The sequence below is a fragment of the Gordonia sp. BP-119 genome (assembly GCF_016924115.1).
GTDB classification, from domain to species: Bacteria; Actinomycetota; Actinomycetes; order Mycobacteriales; family Mycobacteriaceae; genus Gordonia; species Gordonia hongkongensis.
The window spans coordinates 42,840-57,261 of record NZ_JAFFZF010000010.1 but is presented as its reverse complement, the minus strand read 5'-3'; the positions used below and the strand labels follow the sequence as shown (position 1 = coordinate 57,261).

The following is a 14,422-nucleotide window of genomic DNA, read 5'->3' as shown; positions in this document are numbered from 1 at the left end:
GGGGCAGGTTGTGCCGGTATGCGGCACCTTGTGCCCCCGCCCAAAAACTGGGAACCCGTCACCGTTGCTGTGCGTCTGATGGTCGTGCAGCTTCCACCGGGCCTTCGGCGCCGCGTTCTCGCCCGTGACGGGGTACTGACCATGGCGGATGCGCTCGAATTCGGCCTCACGCGGTCCGCGGTCCGGCGTCGAGTCGATTGCGGAGACTGGATGCCGCACACGCGCGGGGTGTATTTGCTCGCCGATCATCCGACGACGCCGGCCACCCGTGCGCGACTGGCAGTCGCGAGCGTGGGCCGCGGTGCGGCGCTGTCCGGATCGGGAGCGGCGTGGTGGCACGGGCTCCTCGACGAGCCGCCGAAGAAGTTCACGGTCACCGCACCGCGATCGCGGCATGGCTCTCCGGTCGAGGGCGTTCGGGTCCGGCGCCGCTGCCTCGCGGACGCGGAGGTGGTGACCCGCAAGGACTTGCTCGTGACAGCCTTGCCGCTGTCCGTGCTGGAAGCCGCACTCGAGCGCGACAGTGGAGTCCTCGACAACGCGCTGCTCGTTCGCAAGGTCTCGCTGCGCCAGCTGCGCGTCGCCGCTGATCGTCGACGTGGCAAGGAGGATGGACCCGCGATCGCGGCCCTCGTCGACGGCGTCGAATCCGGCGCGCGCTCGGTGGCGGAGCGGCTGGCTGTCGACGTGTTGAGCGCCGGAGGTGTGAGCGGTTGGTCGTGCGGTCACCCGGCCGGCGGGTACTTCATCGACCTCGCGTTCCCGGATCGGCTGTTGGCGGTGGAGATCGACGGGATGGCGTTCCACCGCGACGCGGAGACGTTCCAGCGAGACCGCCGACGCCGAAACGACCTCATCGCTTTGGGTTGGACCGTCCTCAACTTCACGTGGAGTGATCTGCGGGAGCGGCCCGACGACGTCGTGGCGCGTGTCCGCCAGGCGCTCGGCTTGCAGCACGACCGGCCGGCATGACAAATCCGGGGGCATCATGAGCCGCTGAGCGGATCAGATTGCCCCCGGACTCGATACGGCGCCCTACTCGAACGGAACCGGCGGCATGGTGACGACCTGCGCGGCGTAGGAGAGTCCGGCGCCGAAGCCGAGGAGTAGTGCGGTCTGGCCAGGCTGTGCCTTGCCGGTGGACAGCAGGTCTTCCATGGCGAGCGGGATCGAGGCGGCGCTGGTGTTGCCGGTGTACTCGATGTCCTTGGCGACGACCGCGTCGTCGCGGAGTTTGAGGTTTTTGGCGAGGAGTTCGTTGATACGGGCGTTCGCCTGGTGCGGCACGAAGACGTCGAGGTCCTCGGAACCGAGCTTCGCGGCCTCGAGGGCGCGGTGGGCGACCTTGCCCATCTCGAAGGCGGCCCAGCGGAACACCGCGGTGCCCTCCATGCGCAGGTAGGGGCGCTGGGTGCGGTCGCTGTCGAGGAAGGTGACCCAGTCGAAGTCCTGGCGGATCGCGTTGAACTGGGAGCCGTCCGAGCCCCAGATCACCGGGCCGAGCTGTTGCTGTTCGGTGGGTCCGACGACGACCGCGCCGGCCCCGTCGCCGAAGATGAAACAGTTGGTGCGGTCGGTCATGTCCATGGTCACCGAGAGTTGCTCGGCGCCGATGACCAGCACGTGGGTGGCGCTGCCGCCGCGGATCATGTCGGACGCGAGTGCCATGCCGTAGCCGAAGCCGGCGCAGCCGACGGTGACGTCGAAGGCGGGCACGCCGTTGCAGCCGAGTTCGGTCGCGACCTTGGTGGCGCCGGCCGGGGTCAGCAGCAGGTGGGTGTTGGTGGCGAGGATGACGGCGTCGATGTCCGAGCCCTGGAGCAGCGCATTGGCGATCGCCTTGCGGCCGGCGTTGACCGACATCTCCATGACGCTCTCGTCGCGACGCGCGAACCGGCGCGTCTTGATTCCCGTACGGGTGTAGATCCACTCGTCGGAGGAGTCGATGTGCTGGCAGATCTCCTCGTTGGTGACGACGCGTTCGGGGCGGTACGCGCCGATGCCGAGCATGCCGATGTTGTTGATGCCAGTGGTGTCTGCGATGACCGCCATGGTGAACCCTTCCCAAAACGTGCCCGGCGAATATGTGACCCGACATACGACGGTACTCACACCGCCTCTTACTGGGAAGTAGCGGGACCCCGCCCGCAATCGTTACGGAGTCGCGAAACGCGGACCGAAGTCGTCCTCGATGAGGGGAATGCTGGTCCGCAGGTCGGTCGACCACCGCCGGGGCGTCGGAAAGCGGCCCGCGGTCACGACGATCAGCACACGATGACGTGCGCGCAGCGCCGAACGCACGAGTCAGTACACCATTCGACGACATCGAGAAGGGGAGTCCGCATGATCCACGCACGCGGGTTGGTCCAGGTGTTCAGCACCGGGAAGGGAAAGAAGAAGCGCGAGGTGAGGGCCGTCGACGGCGTCGACCTCGACATCGCCGAGGGGGAGGTGGTCGGGTTCCTCGGGCCCAACGGCGCGGGCAAGACCACCACGCTGCGCATGCTGACGACCCTCCTGCGGCCGACGGCGGGAACCGCGACCGTCAACGGTTACGACGTCGTGGCCGACCCGGTCTCGGTCCGCCGCAGCATCGGTTACGTCTCGCAGGCCGGCGGCACCTTCAGCCAGGCGCAGGCGGGCGACGAGATCGTCGATCACGGCATGCTCTACGGGCTGTCCCGGGCCGAGGCGACCCGCCGCGGCCACGCCCTGTTCTCCCAGCTCCAACTCGACGGCCTGTGGGAACGCCAGCCCAAGAACATGTCCGGCGGGCAGAAACGCCGACTCGACATCGTGATGGGATTGGTCCACGAACCGTCCCTGGTCTTTCTCGACGAGCCGACCACCGGCCTCGACCCGCAGGCGAGGGCCAATCTCTGGGACCACATCCGGCGGTTGCGCACCGAACGCGGCGCGACGGTCTTCTTGACGACGCACTACCTCGACGAGGCCGACGAACTGTCCGATCGGATCATCATCATCGACAACGGCCGGATCGTCGCCGCGGACACCGCCGACAACCTCAAGGCGCAGGTGTCCGGCGACCTGGTGGCACTCGAGGTCGCCGACTCCGCGGCCGTGTCCACCGCCGCGGAGAAACTGGCCTCGGTCACCGGTGGCCGCGCGGACGGCCGGATCGAGATCGACGGCCGGCACGTCCGGAGCCGGGTGCCGCGGGCGGGCCGGGCCGTCCCCGGACTGCTGCGTGACCTCGACGCCGCGGGCATCACCCTCGACTCCATCGAGGTCATCCGCCCGACCCTCGACGACGTCTTCCTCACCCTCACCGGTCGGTCGCTGCGTGACGCCGAGACCGAGCGGGGCAACGAGATCCATTCGGAAACAACCGATTCGACGAACGCCGACGCCCAGTCGGCCGAACTCAACCAGCAGGGAGCCAGCCGATGACCACGTTCCTCCGCGAGAGCACCATCGTGTTCCGTCGACAGATCCGCATGAACCTGCGCAACCCGGCCTGGGTCCTCATCGGGGTGATGCAACCGGTCCTCTACCTCGTCCTCTTCGGGCCGCTGCTGAAGCCGCTCGTCGCGCAGTTCCCGGGCGGCGCCGACAATCCGTACACGTTCCTGGTCCCCGGTCTGCTCGTGCAGCTCGGTCTGTTCGGCGCGTTGTTCGCCGGATTCAGCCTGATCGGGGAATGGCGCGAGGGTGTGATCGAGGCCGAACGGGTGACCCCGGCCAGCCGCACCGCCCTGCTCACCGGTCGACTCATGCGCGACATGCTGCAACTTCTCGTGCAGGCGCTGATCCTGGTGGTGCTGGGCTATCTGATGGGCATGCGGGGTTCGGTGATCGGCGTGATCCTCGGCATCATCATCACGATGCTGATCGGTGGCGCGTGCGCCGCGGCGTCGAACGCCCTGGCGCTGACCACGAAGAGTGAAGATGTGATGGCGCCGCTCATCAACATGGTCATGATGCCGGTCCTGTTGCTGTCGGGCATCCTGCTCCCGATGACCCTCGGGCCGTCGTGGCTTCAGAGCCTCAGCGACTTCATGCCGTTCCGGTGGATCGTCGACGCGGTGCGCGACACCTTCTCCGGCGACCTCGCCAGTGCTCAGGTCCTCTGGGGCGTCCTCGCGTCGCTCATCCTGGCCGGACTCGGAACCCTGTGGGGCACTTCGGTGTTCCGCAAGGAGAATGCCTGAGGCGCGAGCCCGCCCCCTGCTCCCTGAGGAGCGAGCTTGCGAGCGTCACGAAGGGTCCTGGTGAGATTCGTCGCCAAGCCCTTCGTGGCTCGTCGCTAACGCTCCTCGCACCTCAGGGAGCAATGGCTATGTCGTTCCTTCGGATTAAGGGGGCGGGGGTCAGTCGAAACTGGTGATCGCCGGGGCCGGGGGAAGGCTGACGACCGCGCCCGCGTAGCTCAGGCCGGCGCCGAAGCCGAGGAGCAGCGCGGTCTGTCCGCCCCTCGCCTTGCCGGTGGCGAGCATCTCCTCCATGGCGAGCGGGATGGAGGCCGCCGAGGTGTTCCCGGTGTTCTCGATGTCGTTCGCCATCGGCAGGTCGTCGGGGAAGCCGAGGTTCTTCTTCATCAGGTCGTTGATGCGGGCGTTGGCCTGGTGGGGCACGAAGACCTCGATGTCCTCCACGCCGACGCCCGAGGTCTCCAGCACGGTGGCGAGGGCCCGGGGCAGGGTGACGGCCGCCCAGCGAAACACCTTGGGTCCCGCCATCGTCACCACCATGCGACCGACCGGGTCGGTCTCGGGGTCTTTGTCCTGGTAGGCCTGTGCGCGGTCCATGTATTCGGGGATGTCCCAGTTCTGCCCGATCGCCTCGGCGTTCTCGCCGTCGCTGCCCCAGACGGTCGGGGAGATGCCGTTCTCCTCGCTCGGACCGACGACGACCGCACCGGCGCCGTCGCCGAAGATGAATGCGGTGTTGCGGTCGGTGGGGTCCATGACCACCGACATGGTCTCGACACCGACGAGCAGGACATACTCAGCGCTGCCGGCACGGACGGTGTCGGCAGCGACCCCGAGGCCGTAGCCGAAGCCGCCGCACCCGGCGGCGACGTCGTAGGCGGGGATGCCGTTGAGCCCGATGTCGGAGGCGACGATCGGGCCACCGTGCGGGATCTTGGTCTTCCAACTGTTGGTGGCGAGGATCAGCGCACCGATCTTCTCCTTCGCCACCCCGGAGTTCGCGATGGCCCGCTCGGCGGCCGCGGCGGCCATCGAACGCGCCGACTCGTCGCCGCTGATCCATCGGCGGTTGCGGATACCGCTCCGCTCGAAGATCCACTCGTCGGACGAATCGAGGACCTGGCAGACCTCGTCGTTGCTGACCAGGCGTCGCGGACGGTAGGCGCCGATGCCGAGCATCGAGACGTTCTGGTGTCCGGTCTTCACCGAGAGGTTGACCACTGTTGCCGATCCCTTCATTGCCCGCCGCAGCGATTCTACGGCCGCGCGGCCGCCGAATTCGGTGTCCTCACCAGGCGTGCACGGTGTTCTGCGCGGACTCCAGATCCTGTCCGAGCAATAGTTCGACGGCGTCGCAACCGTTGGCGATGAGGAGTTCGACCTCGCTGCGAGCCGAGGACGGAAACGGTTTCAACACGAAATCGGCGGGATCCTGCCGGCCGGGTGGCCGGCCGATGCCGATGCGCACGCGCAAATAGTCGCGCGTACCGAGTACCTGACTGAGCGACCGCAGCCCGTTGTGGCCGCCCTCGCCGCCGCCCCGTTTGAGACGGACGGCGCCGAAGTCGATGTCGAGTTCGTCGTGGACGACGATCAGGTCGTCAGTCGTGACCGAGTAGAACTTGGCGAGCGGGCCGATCTGACGGCCGGACTCGTTCATGTAGGTGCGGGGTTTGGCCACGAGTACCGACTGGCCGCCGAGGCGTACCTCGGCGACCTCGGCACCGGACTTCTTGTGCACCTTCCAGCGCTCGCCGGCCGAGGCGACGAGGCCGTCGGCGACCATCGCGCCGACGTTGTGCCTCGTCTTCTCGTACTTGGACCCTGGGTTGCCGAGTCCGACAATGAGTTTCACCACTTACGCAGTTTCACCACCCGAACCGGGCAGTCGGTGGTCGGATTACTCCGACTCCGCAGCGGCTTCCTCGGTCGCCTCGCCCTCGGCGTCGCCCTCGGCTGCGGCGTCTGCCGAGCCGTCGGCGTCGGACTCGGTGGCGGCGAGCTGCGCCTCGGTGACCGACACGATGAGGGTCTCGGGATCGGCGGTGAGGGTCACACCCTCGGGCAGGTCCAGATCAGAGGCGTGCACGGACAGGCCGATCTCGGCGCCCTCCACGCTGACGACGATCTGCTCGGGGATCGACAGGGCGTCGGCCTCGACCTCGACGACGCTGGCGTCCTGGACGACGAGGGTGCCCGGGGCGGCGTCGCCCTCGACGATGATCGCGATCTCGACGGTGACCTTCTCGCCACGACGGACGATCAGCAGATCGGCGTGCTCGATGTAGTTGCGGATCGGGTGGACGTCGACCTGCTTGGTGAGCGCGAGCTGGCTGGAGCCCTCGATGTCGAGGTCGATGACGGCGTTGAGGCCGCTGTTACGCAGGATGGCGGCGAACTCACGGGCCGGGAGGTGCAGGTGCTGGGGGTCGGTGCCGTGGCCGTACAGCACGGCGGGGACCTTGCCCTCGCGACGCGCGCGGCGGGCTGCGCCCTTGCCCTTCTCGGTACGGGTGCTGACGGACAGCTTGCTGGTCTGGGTGGCCATGACGGTCTCCTCGCGATCGGTGGGTACGTTCTGTCGGCGTCGCGACGAGCAACACCGGGCACGAGTTCCGACCGCGGGCGTTCCATTCGCCCGGAGGGCGTGAGGAAGACCTGCGATGGCCGCGCCGATCACGGTGACTGGGTCACCCTCGCCGAGACAACGGCGATCAGAGTAGTCGATGACCTGCCGGGATGTCACATCGCCCGCTCGGTTCGCCGCGCTGGGGGATACTGGTCTGCCATGACCTCACAGACGCCGATCGAGATCGTGACGACCCTGCTGGACGAGTTCGCGCGGGGCGACGTGCCCGCCGCGCTGGAGACCATCGACGACGACATCGCCTACACGAACGTCTCGCTGCCGACGATCCGCGGGAAGCGGAAGGTGGCCGGTGTCCTGGGCGGGGTGGCGCGCAAGGAGTCGGTGGGCTTCAACTACCGGATGATCAACGTGTCCGCCGACGACACCGGCGTGGTGCTGACCGAGCGCGTCGACGAACTCCGGTTCGGGCGGCTGCATCTCCAGTTCTGGGTCTGCGGCCGGTTCGAGGTACGGGAGGGCCGGATCACGGTGTGGCGCGACTACTTCGACTACTTCGACATGACCAAGGCGCTCGCGCGGGGCGTCGCGGCACTGGCCGTGCCGTCGGTGCAGCGGCCGCTGCCCGCGCCGGCCGTGTCGGCCTGACCTGGGCGCTGCCGCGCCCCGGAGTCAGAGGATCTCGTCGAGCTTCTCGATGGGCCGGGGGATGCGAGTGCCCTTGTCGGTCACCACGATCGGACGTTCGACGAGGATCGGGTGCTCGACCATGGCGTCGAGGATCTGCTCGTCGGTGGCCGATGCGAGATCGAGCTCCTTGTAGAGGGCCTCGCGTTTGCGGACGGCCTGCGCAGGTGTGATCCCGGCGTCGGCGAACAGTTCGACGAGTTGTTCGCGGCTGTACGGCTCGTCGAGATACTTCACGACTGTCGGCTCGATCCCGGCGTCGCGCAGGGCCTGCAACGCCTTCCGCGAGGTCGAGCACTTGGGGTTGTGATAGATCGTCGCGTCCACGGGTGACACGGTACTCGGTGGGGCGCCGCTTGTTGGCTGAGGTGCGGGGAGCCGCAGCTTGCTCCCTGAGGAGCGCCAATCCCTCTGCTCCCTGAGGTGTGAGGAGCGCAAGCGACGAGCCTCGAAGGGCTGGCAACTCGTGCTACGGAGCCCTTCGAGGCTCGCTTCGCTCGCACCTCAGGGAGCGGGGGGGTCAGGCGATGCCGTCGAACAGGCTTGTGACGGAACCGTTCTCGAAGACCTCGCGGATCGTCTGGGCGAGCAGCGGTGCGATCGAGAGGACGGTGAGGTTCTCGAAGCGCTTCTCGGCCGGGATCGGCAGGGTGTCGGTGGCGATGACCTCCTTGGCGCCGCAGGACGCGAGACGCTCGGCCGCGGGATCGGAGAACACGCCGTGGGTGGTGGCGATGATGACGTCGCCTGCGCCGGCGTCCTTGAGGACCCGCACGGCGCCGGCGATGGTGCCGCCGGTGTCGATCATGTCGTCGATGAGGATGCAGGTGCGTCCCTCGACCTCGCCCACCACGCGATTGGACTTGACCTGGTTGGGCACGAGCGGGTCACGCGTCTTGTGGATGAACGCCAGCGGCGCGCCACCGAGGGTGTCGGCCCACTTCTCGGCGACGCGCACGCGACCGGAGTCGGGGGAGACGACGGCGATGTTGTCGGTGCCGTACTTGCCCCGGATGTACTCGGCGAGCTGTCCCTGAGCGTGCATGTGATCGACCGGGCCGTCGAAGAAGCCCTGGATCTGGTCGGTGTGCAGGTCGACGGTGATGATCCGGTCGGCGCCCGCGGTCTTGAGCAGATCGGCGATGAGGCGGGCGGAGATCGGCTCACGCCCACGGTGCTTCTTGTCCTGGCGGGCGTAGGGGTAGAACGGCAGGATCACGCTGATGCGCTTCGCCGAGCCGCGCTTGAGGGCGTCGATCATGATGAGCGCCTCCATGACCCACTGGTTCAGCGGGTACGGGCAGCTCTGCAGGACGAAGGCGTCCGAACCGCGGACCGAGTCCTCGAAACGAACGAACAGTTCGCCGTTGGCGAAGTCGCGGGCGGTCTGCGGGGTGACCTTGATGCCCAGTTCATCGGCGACTGCTTCGGCGAGTTCGGGATGGGCACGACCAGAGAACAGCATCAGGTTCTTCTGGTTGTCAGTGGTCCAGGTCATGAAAACTCTTCTGTTCGTGTCGTTTCGGATCTGCAGGGTCGAGCGCGGGTCGGGGTGTCAGGCCGTCCCGGAGTCGTTGTCGCGTGCCTCGAGGGCCGCGCGCGCCGCCGCGGTGTCGGGCCGCTTGCGCACGACCCAGTCCTCGATGACGCGTTGTTCGCCCGCCGAGACCGCGAGGGCTCCCGGCGGTACATCTTGCCGCACCACGGTTCCGGCGCCGGTGTATGCCCCGTCGCCGACGCTGACCGGCGCGACGAACATGTTGTCCGAGCCGGTGCGGCAGTGGTCGCCGATCACGGTGCGGTGCTTGGCAACCCCGTCGTAGTTGACGAAGACGCTCGACGCGCCGATGTTGGAGTGCTCGCCGATGGTGGCGTCGCCGACGTAGGTGAGGTGCGGGATCTTGGACCCGGCACCGATGGTCGCGTTCTTGGTCTCGACGAAGGTGCCGATCTTGCCCGCGTCTCCGAGGGCCGTGCCCGGTCGCAGGTAGGCGAAGGGTCCGACGGTGGCCTCGGCGCCGATGACCGCGTCACTGCCGTGCGTGCGGATGACCTGCGCGCCGCGTCCGACGGTGACGTCGGTGAGAGTGGTGTCGGGTCCGATCACGGCGTCGGCGGCGATGTGCGTGCGCCCGTGCAGCTGTGTGCCGGGCGCGATGTGCGCGTCGGGCTCGATGGTGACGTCGGTGTCGATCCAGGTGGTGGCGGGGTCGACGACGGTCACCCCGTCGAGCTGATGACGACGGATGATGCGGCGGTTGAGTTCGGCGCCCAGGGCGGCGAGTTGGGCACGGTCGTTGCAGCCGGCCACGAGCACCGGATCGGCGACGGTGTGTCCGCGGACGGCCCGCCCCTCGCCGCGGGCGATCTCGACGATGTCGGTGAGGTAGTACTCGCCCTGCACGTTGTCCGTCGACAGCTTCGACAACCCGTCGCGCAGCGCAGCGGCGTCGAAGGCGTACACGCCGGCGTTGACCTCGGTGATCGCGCGCTGCTCCGGGGAGGCGTCCTTGTGTTCGACGATCGCGGTGACGGCGTCCCCGTCGCGGATGATGCGTCCGTATCCGGTCGGGTCGTCGGCGACGAAGCTCGTCAGCGTGACCGCGGCCCCGCCGTCGGCGAGATGGGTGTCGATGAGCGCGCGGAGGGTGTCGGCGTCGAGGAGGGGGACGTCGGCAGCGGTGACGACGACGGTGCCGTCGAAGTCGTCGGGGAGTCCGCCGAGGCCCACCCGGGCGGCATCACCGGTCCCGCGAGGCGCGTCCTGTTCGGCGATCCCGATCACGACGCCGAGGCCTGCCCCGATCTCGCCGATGGCAGCCGAGACCCGTTCGCGTTCGTGGCTGACGACGGCGATGAGATGCTCGGGGTCGATGCCCGCGGTCCCGTGGAGCGCGTGGCCGACGAGCGAGCGGCCGCCGATGGTGTGCAGGATCTTCGGGGTCTTGGACTTCATACGGGTACCGGCACCCGCGGCCAGGACGATCACGGCCACGGACGGCGACGTTCCCGTCATCGAATGCCCACCCTCTTCCTGATCGGTGACTGCCACGATCATGTCTGTCCGACGGCGCCGGCGGGGGTCGCTGACCGGGTTCGCGGTCGCACGTCGGGTGCGATCCTACGCATCGGTACCCGATGGCAGAAATGCAGCGCGCTGTTTGTGGCGAAACCTCGCGACCGGGCCTGATAGAACACATAGGGACCGCAACGCCGAGCGATCAATCGGTAGATCATTGCCGTTGTCGCTGACGGAACAGGGTGGGTGCGGGGGAACCAACCATGCGCGCCGGAGTTGTCCGGCTCGCGAAACGACCACACGGAGGTAGTGAATGAGCACGCAGAAGACGGCGATCGTCACCGGGGCCGCACGGGGGATCGGTGCGGCCGTGGCCAAGCGCCTGGCCGACGACGGGCTCGCGGTGGCCGTCCTGGACCTCGACGCCGACGCCTGTGCCGACACCGTCAAGGCGATCACCGACGCGGGTGGCAAGGCGATCGCGGTGGGTGCCGACGTCGCCGACGAGGCCTCGGTGAACGCCGCGGTGGACAAGGTCGTCGCCGAACTGGGAAAGCCGACGGTCGTCGTGAACAACGCGGGCATCACCCGCGACAACCTGCTGTTCAAGATGACCGTCGATGACTGGGATGCCGTCATGGCCGTGCACCTGCGCGGCGCGTTCAACGTCACCAAGGCCGCCCAGAAGTACATGGTCGAGGCGGAGTGGGGACGCATCGTGAACCTGTCGAGCACCTCGGCACTCGGCAACCGGGGACAGGTCAACTATTCGGCGGCCAAGGCCGGCATGCAGGGCTTCACCAAGACCCTGGCGATCGAGCTCGGCCGGTTCGGCGTGACCGCGAACGCCATCGCGCCCGGGTTCATCGAGACCGAGATGACCGCCGCCACCGCCGAACGCGTCGGCGTGCCCTTCGAGGACTTCAAGCGCGCCGCCGCCGGCCAGATCCCGGTCAACCGCGTCGGCGTGCCCGAGGACATCGCCCACACCGCGTCGTTCTTCATCAGCGAGGGTGCCGGCTTCGTGTCGGGGCAGGTCGTCTACGTGGCCGGCGGCCCCAAGGACTGATCACTCCCAGACGTCGACTCGACTCCCAGATCTCGATCGAAGTCTGTGAGTCGAGTTGACAGCGAGTGGTCACCTGGCGTGAGTGCCCGCAGGCTGTGGCACAATCGTCAGCGCAGTGATCCGCCATGGTGTAATCGGCAACACTCCTGATTTTGGTTCAGGCATTCTAGGTTCGAGTCCTGGTGGCGGAGCTCATGAGTCGCGGCGCAGCCGCGGCCTCCGGAGAGGCTCACGACGAGCAGCGGGTCCCCGGCGAGGCTCAACCCCCCGGGCGCGCCAGTCCCAGATTGTCCCGCAGCGTCGATCCCTCGTAGTCGGAGCGATATACGCCCAGCTCCTGCAGCACCGGCACCACCTCGTCGACGAACCGGTCGAGCCCGCCGGGCACGATGTGGGGCACCAGGATGAAACCGTCGGCAACGTCGGCCTGCACGAAATCGTTGATCGTGTGCGCGATCGTCTGCGGCGAGCCGACGAACGACTGGCGGCCGGTGACCTCGATGATGAGTTCACGCGTCGTCAGGTTCTTCGCCTCGGCCAGGTCGCGCCATTCGCGCGCCACGGCGACCGGGTCACGGTGCATGCGCACGCTCGCGCGTCCCTTCGCGACCGTGTTCTCGCCCGGGATCGGATCCACCTGTGGCAGCGGACCGTCGGGGTCGTGATCGGACAGATCCCGGTTCCACAGCTGTTCCAGGAACTTGATCGCCGTCTGCCCGCTGACCTGTTGCAGGCGCACCTCGTGGGCGAGTTCGGCTGCCTGCGCGTCGGTGTCGCCGACGACGAAGGTGGCGGCGGGCAGTACCAGGAGCTGTTCGGGGCGTCGGTCGTACGTGGCGAGTCGCCGTTTGACGTCGGTGTAGAACGCCTGGCCGGCGTCGTAGGTGGCGTGCCGGGAGAAGATGGCGTCGGCGGTCGCGGCCGCGAACTCCCGGCCCTCGTCGGAGTCCCCGGCCTGGAAGATGACCGGTCGCCCCTGTGGCGGACGAGGGGTCGGGAAGTGCCCGCGGATGTCGAACTGTGAACTGGTGAAGTCGAATTCACCCGCCTCGAGGCGTGCCAGGAACCGGCCGTTCTCGGCATCGGCGACGACGTCATCGTCGCGCCATGAGTCCCAGAGAGTCGCTGCGGCGGTGAGGAATTCCTTCGCGCGTGCGTATCGCTGGTCCTCGGGCAGATAGCCGCCACGACGGAAGTTCTCGCCGGTGAACTCGTCCCACGAGGTCACCACATTCCAGGCCGCGCGTCCGGCGGACAGATGATCGAGGGTGGCGAATTGCCTTGCGACGTCGACGGGTTCGTTGAAGGTCGAATTGATGGTGCCGGTCAGGCCGAGGTGGGTGGTGACCGCCGCCAACGCGGACAGCACGGTGAAGGTGTCCGGTCGACCGACCACGTCGAGGTCGTAGATCAGCCCGTTCTGCTCGCGGAGCCGCAGTCCTTCGGCGAGGAAGAAGAAGTCGAACTTCCCGCGCTCGGCGGTCTGCGCGAGGTGGACGAACGAGTCGAACTCGATCTGGCTGCCCGACGCCGGGTCGCTCCACACCGTGGTGTTGTTGACCCCGGGGAAGTGGGCGGCGAGATGGACCTGTTTGGTCATGCGACACCGGCCTTTCCAGTGGCGAAATGATTGGACGGGCGCGCCAGGCCGAGGTGCCCACGCAGCGTCGAATGGCTGTACTCATCGCGGAACAGGTTGCGGCGCCGGAGTTCCGGTACGAGCTCTCGGGTGATCGCGCGCAGGTCCTCGGGCAAGGCGGCCGGGTGTAGTCGTATTCCGCTGATTCCTGCCACCGCGGCCCAGCGCTCGATCTCGTCCGCGAGCCCGACCGGTGTGCCGGTGAAGACCGCGCTGTCGGGCGTGAACGGGCCACCTGTCCAGTCGTCGAGCTGCGCCCGACGGTCGTCGGCCTCCGCCTCCGATGCGGCGAGCACGACGAACAGGTCGACGAACAGGAGTGCTGGATCGGTGATCTCGCGACCGGCGTCGGAGTGTGCGGTGCCCACGGCGTCCACCGCGCGTACGGCGTCGTCGACGTCGCGCGGGCTGATGAACCCGAGGTCGGCGCCCCGACCGATCAGCCGCAGATCGGTGGGATGGGCGCCGGTCGCGGCGATGACCGGCCGGCCCTGCGGCGGGCGCGGCGTGATGGCGGGGCCGCGCACCGAGAACTGATCCCCGGCGAAGTCGATGTAGTGCAGCTTGTCCCGGTCGACGAAGCGACCGGTTGCGACGTCGCGGATCTCGGCGTCGTCCTCCCACGAATCCCAGAGCAGACCGAGCACGGTCGCGAAGTCGAGGGCCTCGGACGCGAGATCGGCGAGCACCGCCGGATCGTCGGGAAATCGTCGTCGGCCGAACAGCGCGGCCTCGTCCGGGTCCGCGGTCGTACGCAGCAGGACCCCGGCGCGACCCCGACTCACATAGTCGAGGGTCGCGATCGCCTTGGAGACGTGGAACGGCTCGGTGTGGGTGGCGGTCGCCGTCGGGATCAGCCCGATCGAACGGGTCGTGGGAGCGAGACGGGAGGCGAGTAGTACCGAATCGAGTCCTCCCGTCGCCCGGTCGGTGCGGGGATGCCCGCGATGCAGGGCGAAGGTATCCGCGAGGGTGACGAAGTCCAGGAGCCCGGCTTCGGCCTCGCCGACCAGTTGCTGCCAGTGCGCGGCTGTCGTGAGCGCGTTTGCCCGGGCCCCGGGCGCACGCCACGCACCCGGATGCGACCCGCAACCGTTCAGCGCCACGGCGACGCGTACGTGTTCGGTCATCGAGTCTCCCCTCGAGTCGTGTCGTCGATGTGTGTCTCCGTCTCGAACAGTGGCGGAATGACACGGGATTCCAGGGCCCGGTCATCGGATCGGCGTGGGCCTAACCCTTCCGATGTCCC

15 protein-coding genes and 1 tRNA gene are annotated in these 14,422 nt (G+C 68.0%); 6 read left to right on the top strand and 10 right to left on the bottom strand.

All coding sequences use genetic code 11. The features are described 5' to 3' along the window. Positions 1 to 84: 84 nt before the first annotated feature. On the top strand, positions 85 to 972 hold the full coding sequence (locus JW364_RS08460) for a DUF559 domain-containing protein (RefSeq protein WP_165630880.1): 888 nt from the start codon (positions 85 to 87) through the stop codon (positions 970 to 972). A 63-nt stretch (positions 973 to 1,035) separates the two neighbouring features. Here JW364_RS08460 and JW364_RS08455 read toward each other — a convergent pair whose 3' ends face one another. Further along, positions 1,036 to 2,052: a beta-ketoacyl-ACP synthase III gene (locus tag JW364_RS08455; protein ID WP_004022635.1), complete on the bottom strand. Its 1,017-nt coding sequence runs from the start codon at positions 2,050 to 2,052 to the stop codon at positions 1,036 to 1,038. A 102-nt stretch (positions 2,053 to 2,154) separates the two neighbouring features. Then, positions 2,155 to 2,301 carry a hypothetical protein gene (locus JW364_RS08450; RefSeq protein WP_165630292.1) on the bottom strand — a complete coding sequence of 49 codons (147 nt, stop codon included), beginning with the start codon at positions 2,299 to 2,301 and terminating at the stop codon, positions 2,155 to 2,157. A 42-nt stretch (positions 2,302 to 2,343) separates the two neighbouring features. Between JW364_RS08450 and JW364_RS08445 the strand changes: the two genes are divergently transcribed. Next, positions 2,344 to 3,411, top strand: a complete 1,068-nt coding sequence (locus tag JW364_RS08445; protein WP_065630906.1) for an ATP-binding cassette domain-containing protein — start codon at positions 2,344 to 2,346, stop codon at positions 3,409 to 3,411. Beyond that, positions 3,408 to 4,172, top strand: coding sequence for an ABC transporter permease (locus JW364_RS08440; protein ID WP_058250851.1), 765 nt, complete (start codon positions 3,408 to 3,410; stop codon positions 4,170 to 4,172). The genes JW364_RS08445 and JW364_RS08440 overlap by 4 nt, the downstream gene beginning before the upstream one ends. Positions 4,173 to 4,331: 159 nt before the next feature. Here the strand turns inward: JW364_RS08440 and JW364_RS08435 are convergent, their stop codons facing one another. From JW364_RS08435 to JW364_RS08425, 3 genes are read right to left on the bottom strand one after another with little or no spacing between them, the layout of a single operon-like run. After that, on the bottom strand, positions 4,332 to 5,411 hold the full coding sequence (locus JW364_RS08435; RefSeq protein ID WP_165630291.1) for a beta-ketoacyl-ACP synthase 3: 1,080 nt from the start codon (positions 5,409 to 5,411) through the stop codon (positions 4,332 to 4,334). A 49-nt stretch (positions 5,412 to 5,460) separates the two neighbouring features. Further along, positions 5,461 to 6,027: an aminoacyl-tRNA hydrolase gene (gene pth / locus JW364_RS08430; RefSeq protein ID WP_065630937.1), complete on the bottom strand. Its 567-nt coding sequence runs from the start codon at positions 6,025 to 6,027 to the stop codon at positions 5,461 to 5,463. A 45-nt stretch (positions 6,028 to 6,072) separates the two neighbouring features. Continuing rightward, complete coding sequence (locus JW364_RS08425) at positions 6,073 to 6,720, bottom strand: 50S ribosomal protein L25/general stress protein Ctc (RefSeq protein WP_065630909.1); 648 nt, start codon at positions 6,718 to 6,720, stop codon at positions 6,073 to 6,075. A gap of 240 nt (positions 6,721 to 6,960) precedes the next feature. On the opposite strand from JW364_RS08425, the gene JW364_RS08420 reads away from it, so the two are divergent. Further along, positions 6,961 to 7,407 (top strand): limonene-1,2-epoxide hydrolase family protein, encoded by a 447-nt coding sequence (locus JW364_RS08420; protein ID WP_065630910.1) that lies wholly within the window; start codon positions 6,961 to 6,963, stop codon positions 7,405 to 7,407. 24 nt (positions 7,408 to 7,431) lie between these two features. On the opposite strand, the gene arsC is transcribed toward JW364_RS08420, so the two are convergent. From arsC to glmU, 3 genes are all read right to left on the bottom strand, one after another. Then, the gene (gene arsC, locus JW364_RS08415; RefSeq protein ID WP_065630911.1) at positions 7,432 to 7,773 is read right to left on the bottom strand and encodes an arsenate reductase (glutaredoxin); all 342 of its coding nucleotides are present in this window, start codon (positions 7,771 to 7,773) and stop codon (positions 7,432 to 7,434) included. Positions 7,774 to 7,966: 193 nt separating this feature from the next. Continuing rightward, positions 7,967 to 8,944: a ribose-phosphate diphosphokinase gene (locus JW364_RS08410; RefSeq protein ID WP_004022643.1), complete on the bottom strand. Its 978-nt coding sequence runs from the start codon at positions 8,942 to 8,944 to the stop codon at positions 7,967 to 7,969. A 57-nt stretch (positions 8,945 to 9,001) separates the two neighbouring features. Then, on the bottom strand, positions 9,002 to 10,462 hold the full coding sequence (gene glmU / locus JW364_RS08405) for a bifunctional UDP-N-acetylglucosamine diphosphorylase/glucosamine-1-phosphate N-acetyltransferase GlmU (protein WP_065630938.1): 1,461 nt from the start codon (positions 10,460 to 10,462) through the stop codon (positions 9,002 to 9,004). Between the two features lie 316 nt (positions 10,463 to 10,778). Here glmU and fabG point away from each other — a divergent pair, with 316 nt between their 5' ends. Both fabG and JW364_RS08395 read left to right on the top strand, forming a co-directional pair. Then, a complete protein-coding gene (gene fabG, locus JW364_RS08400; protein ID WP_058250845.1) occupies positions 10,779 to 11,534 on the top strand; it encodes a 3-oxoacyl-ACP reductase FabG in 756 nt (251 codons plus the stop codon). A 119-nt stretch (positions 11,535 to 11,653) separates the two neighbouring features. After that, positions 11,654 to 11,725 (top strand) — tRNA-Gln (locus JW364_RS08395). 68 nt (positions 11,726 to 11,793) lie between these two features. On the opposite strand, the gene JW364_RS08390 is transcribed toward JW364_RS08395, so the two are convergent. Together JW364_RS08390 and JW364_RS08385 are read right to left on the bottom strand one after the other, a co-directional pair. Further along, a complete protein-coding gene (locus JW364_RS08390) occupies positions 11,794 to 13,134 on the bottom strand; it encodes an NtaA/DmoA family FMN-dependent monooxygenase (RefSeq protein WP_205333091.1) in 1,341 nt (446 codons plus the stop codon). Continuing rightward, positions 13,131 to 14,303, bottom strand: coding sequence for an LLM class flavin-dependent oxidoreductase (locus tag JW364_RS08385; RefSeq protein ID WP_205333092.1), 1,173 nt, complete (start codon positions 14,301 to 14,303; stop codon positions 13,131 to 13,133). The genes JW364_RS08390 and JW364_RS08385 overlap by 4 nt, the downstream gene beginning before the upstream one ends. Between the last annotated feature and the right edge of the window lie 119 nt (positions 14,304 to 14,422).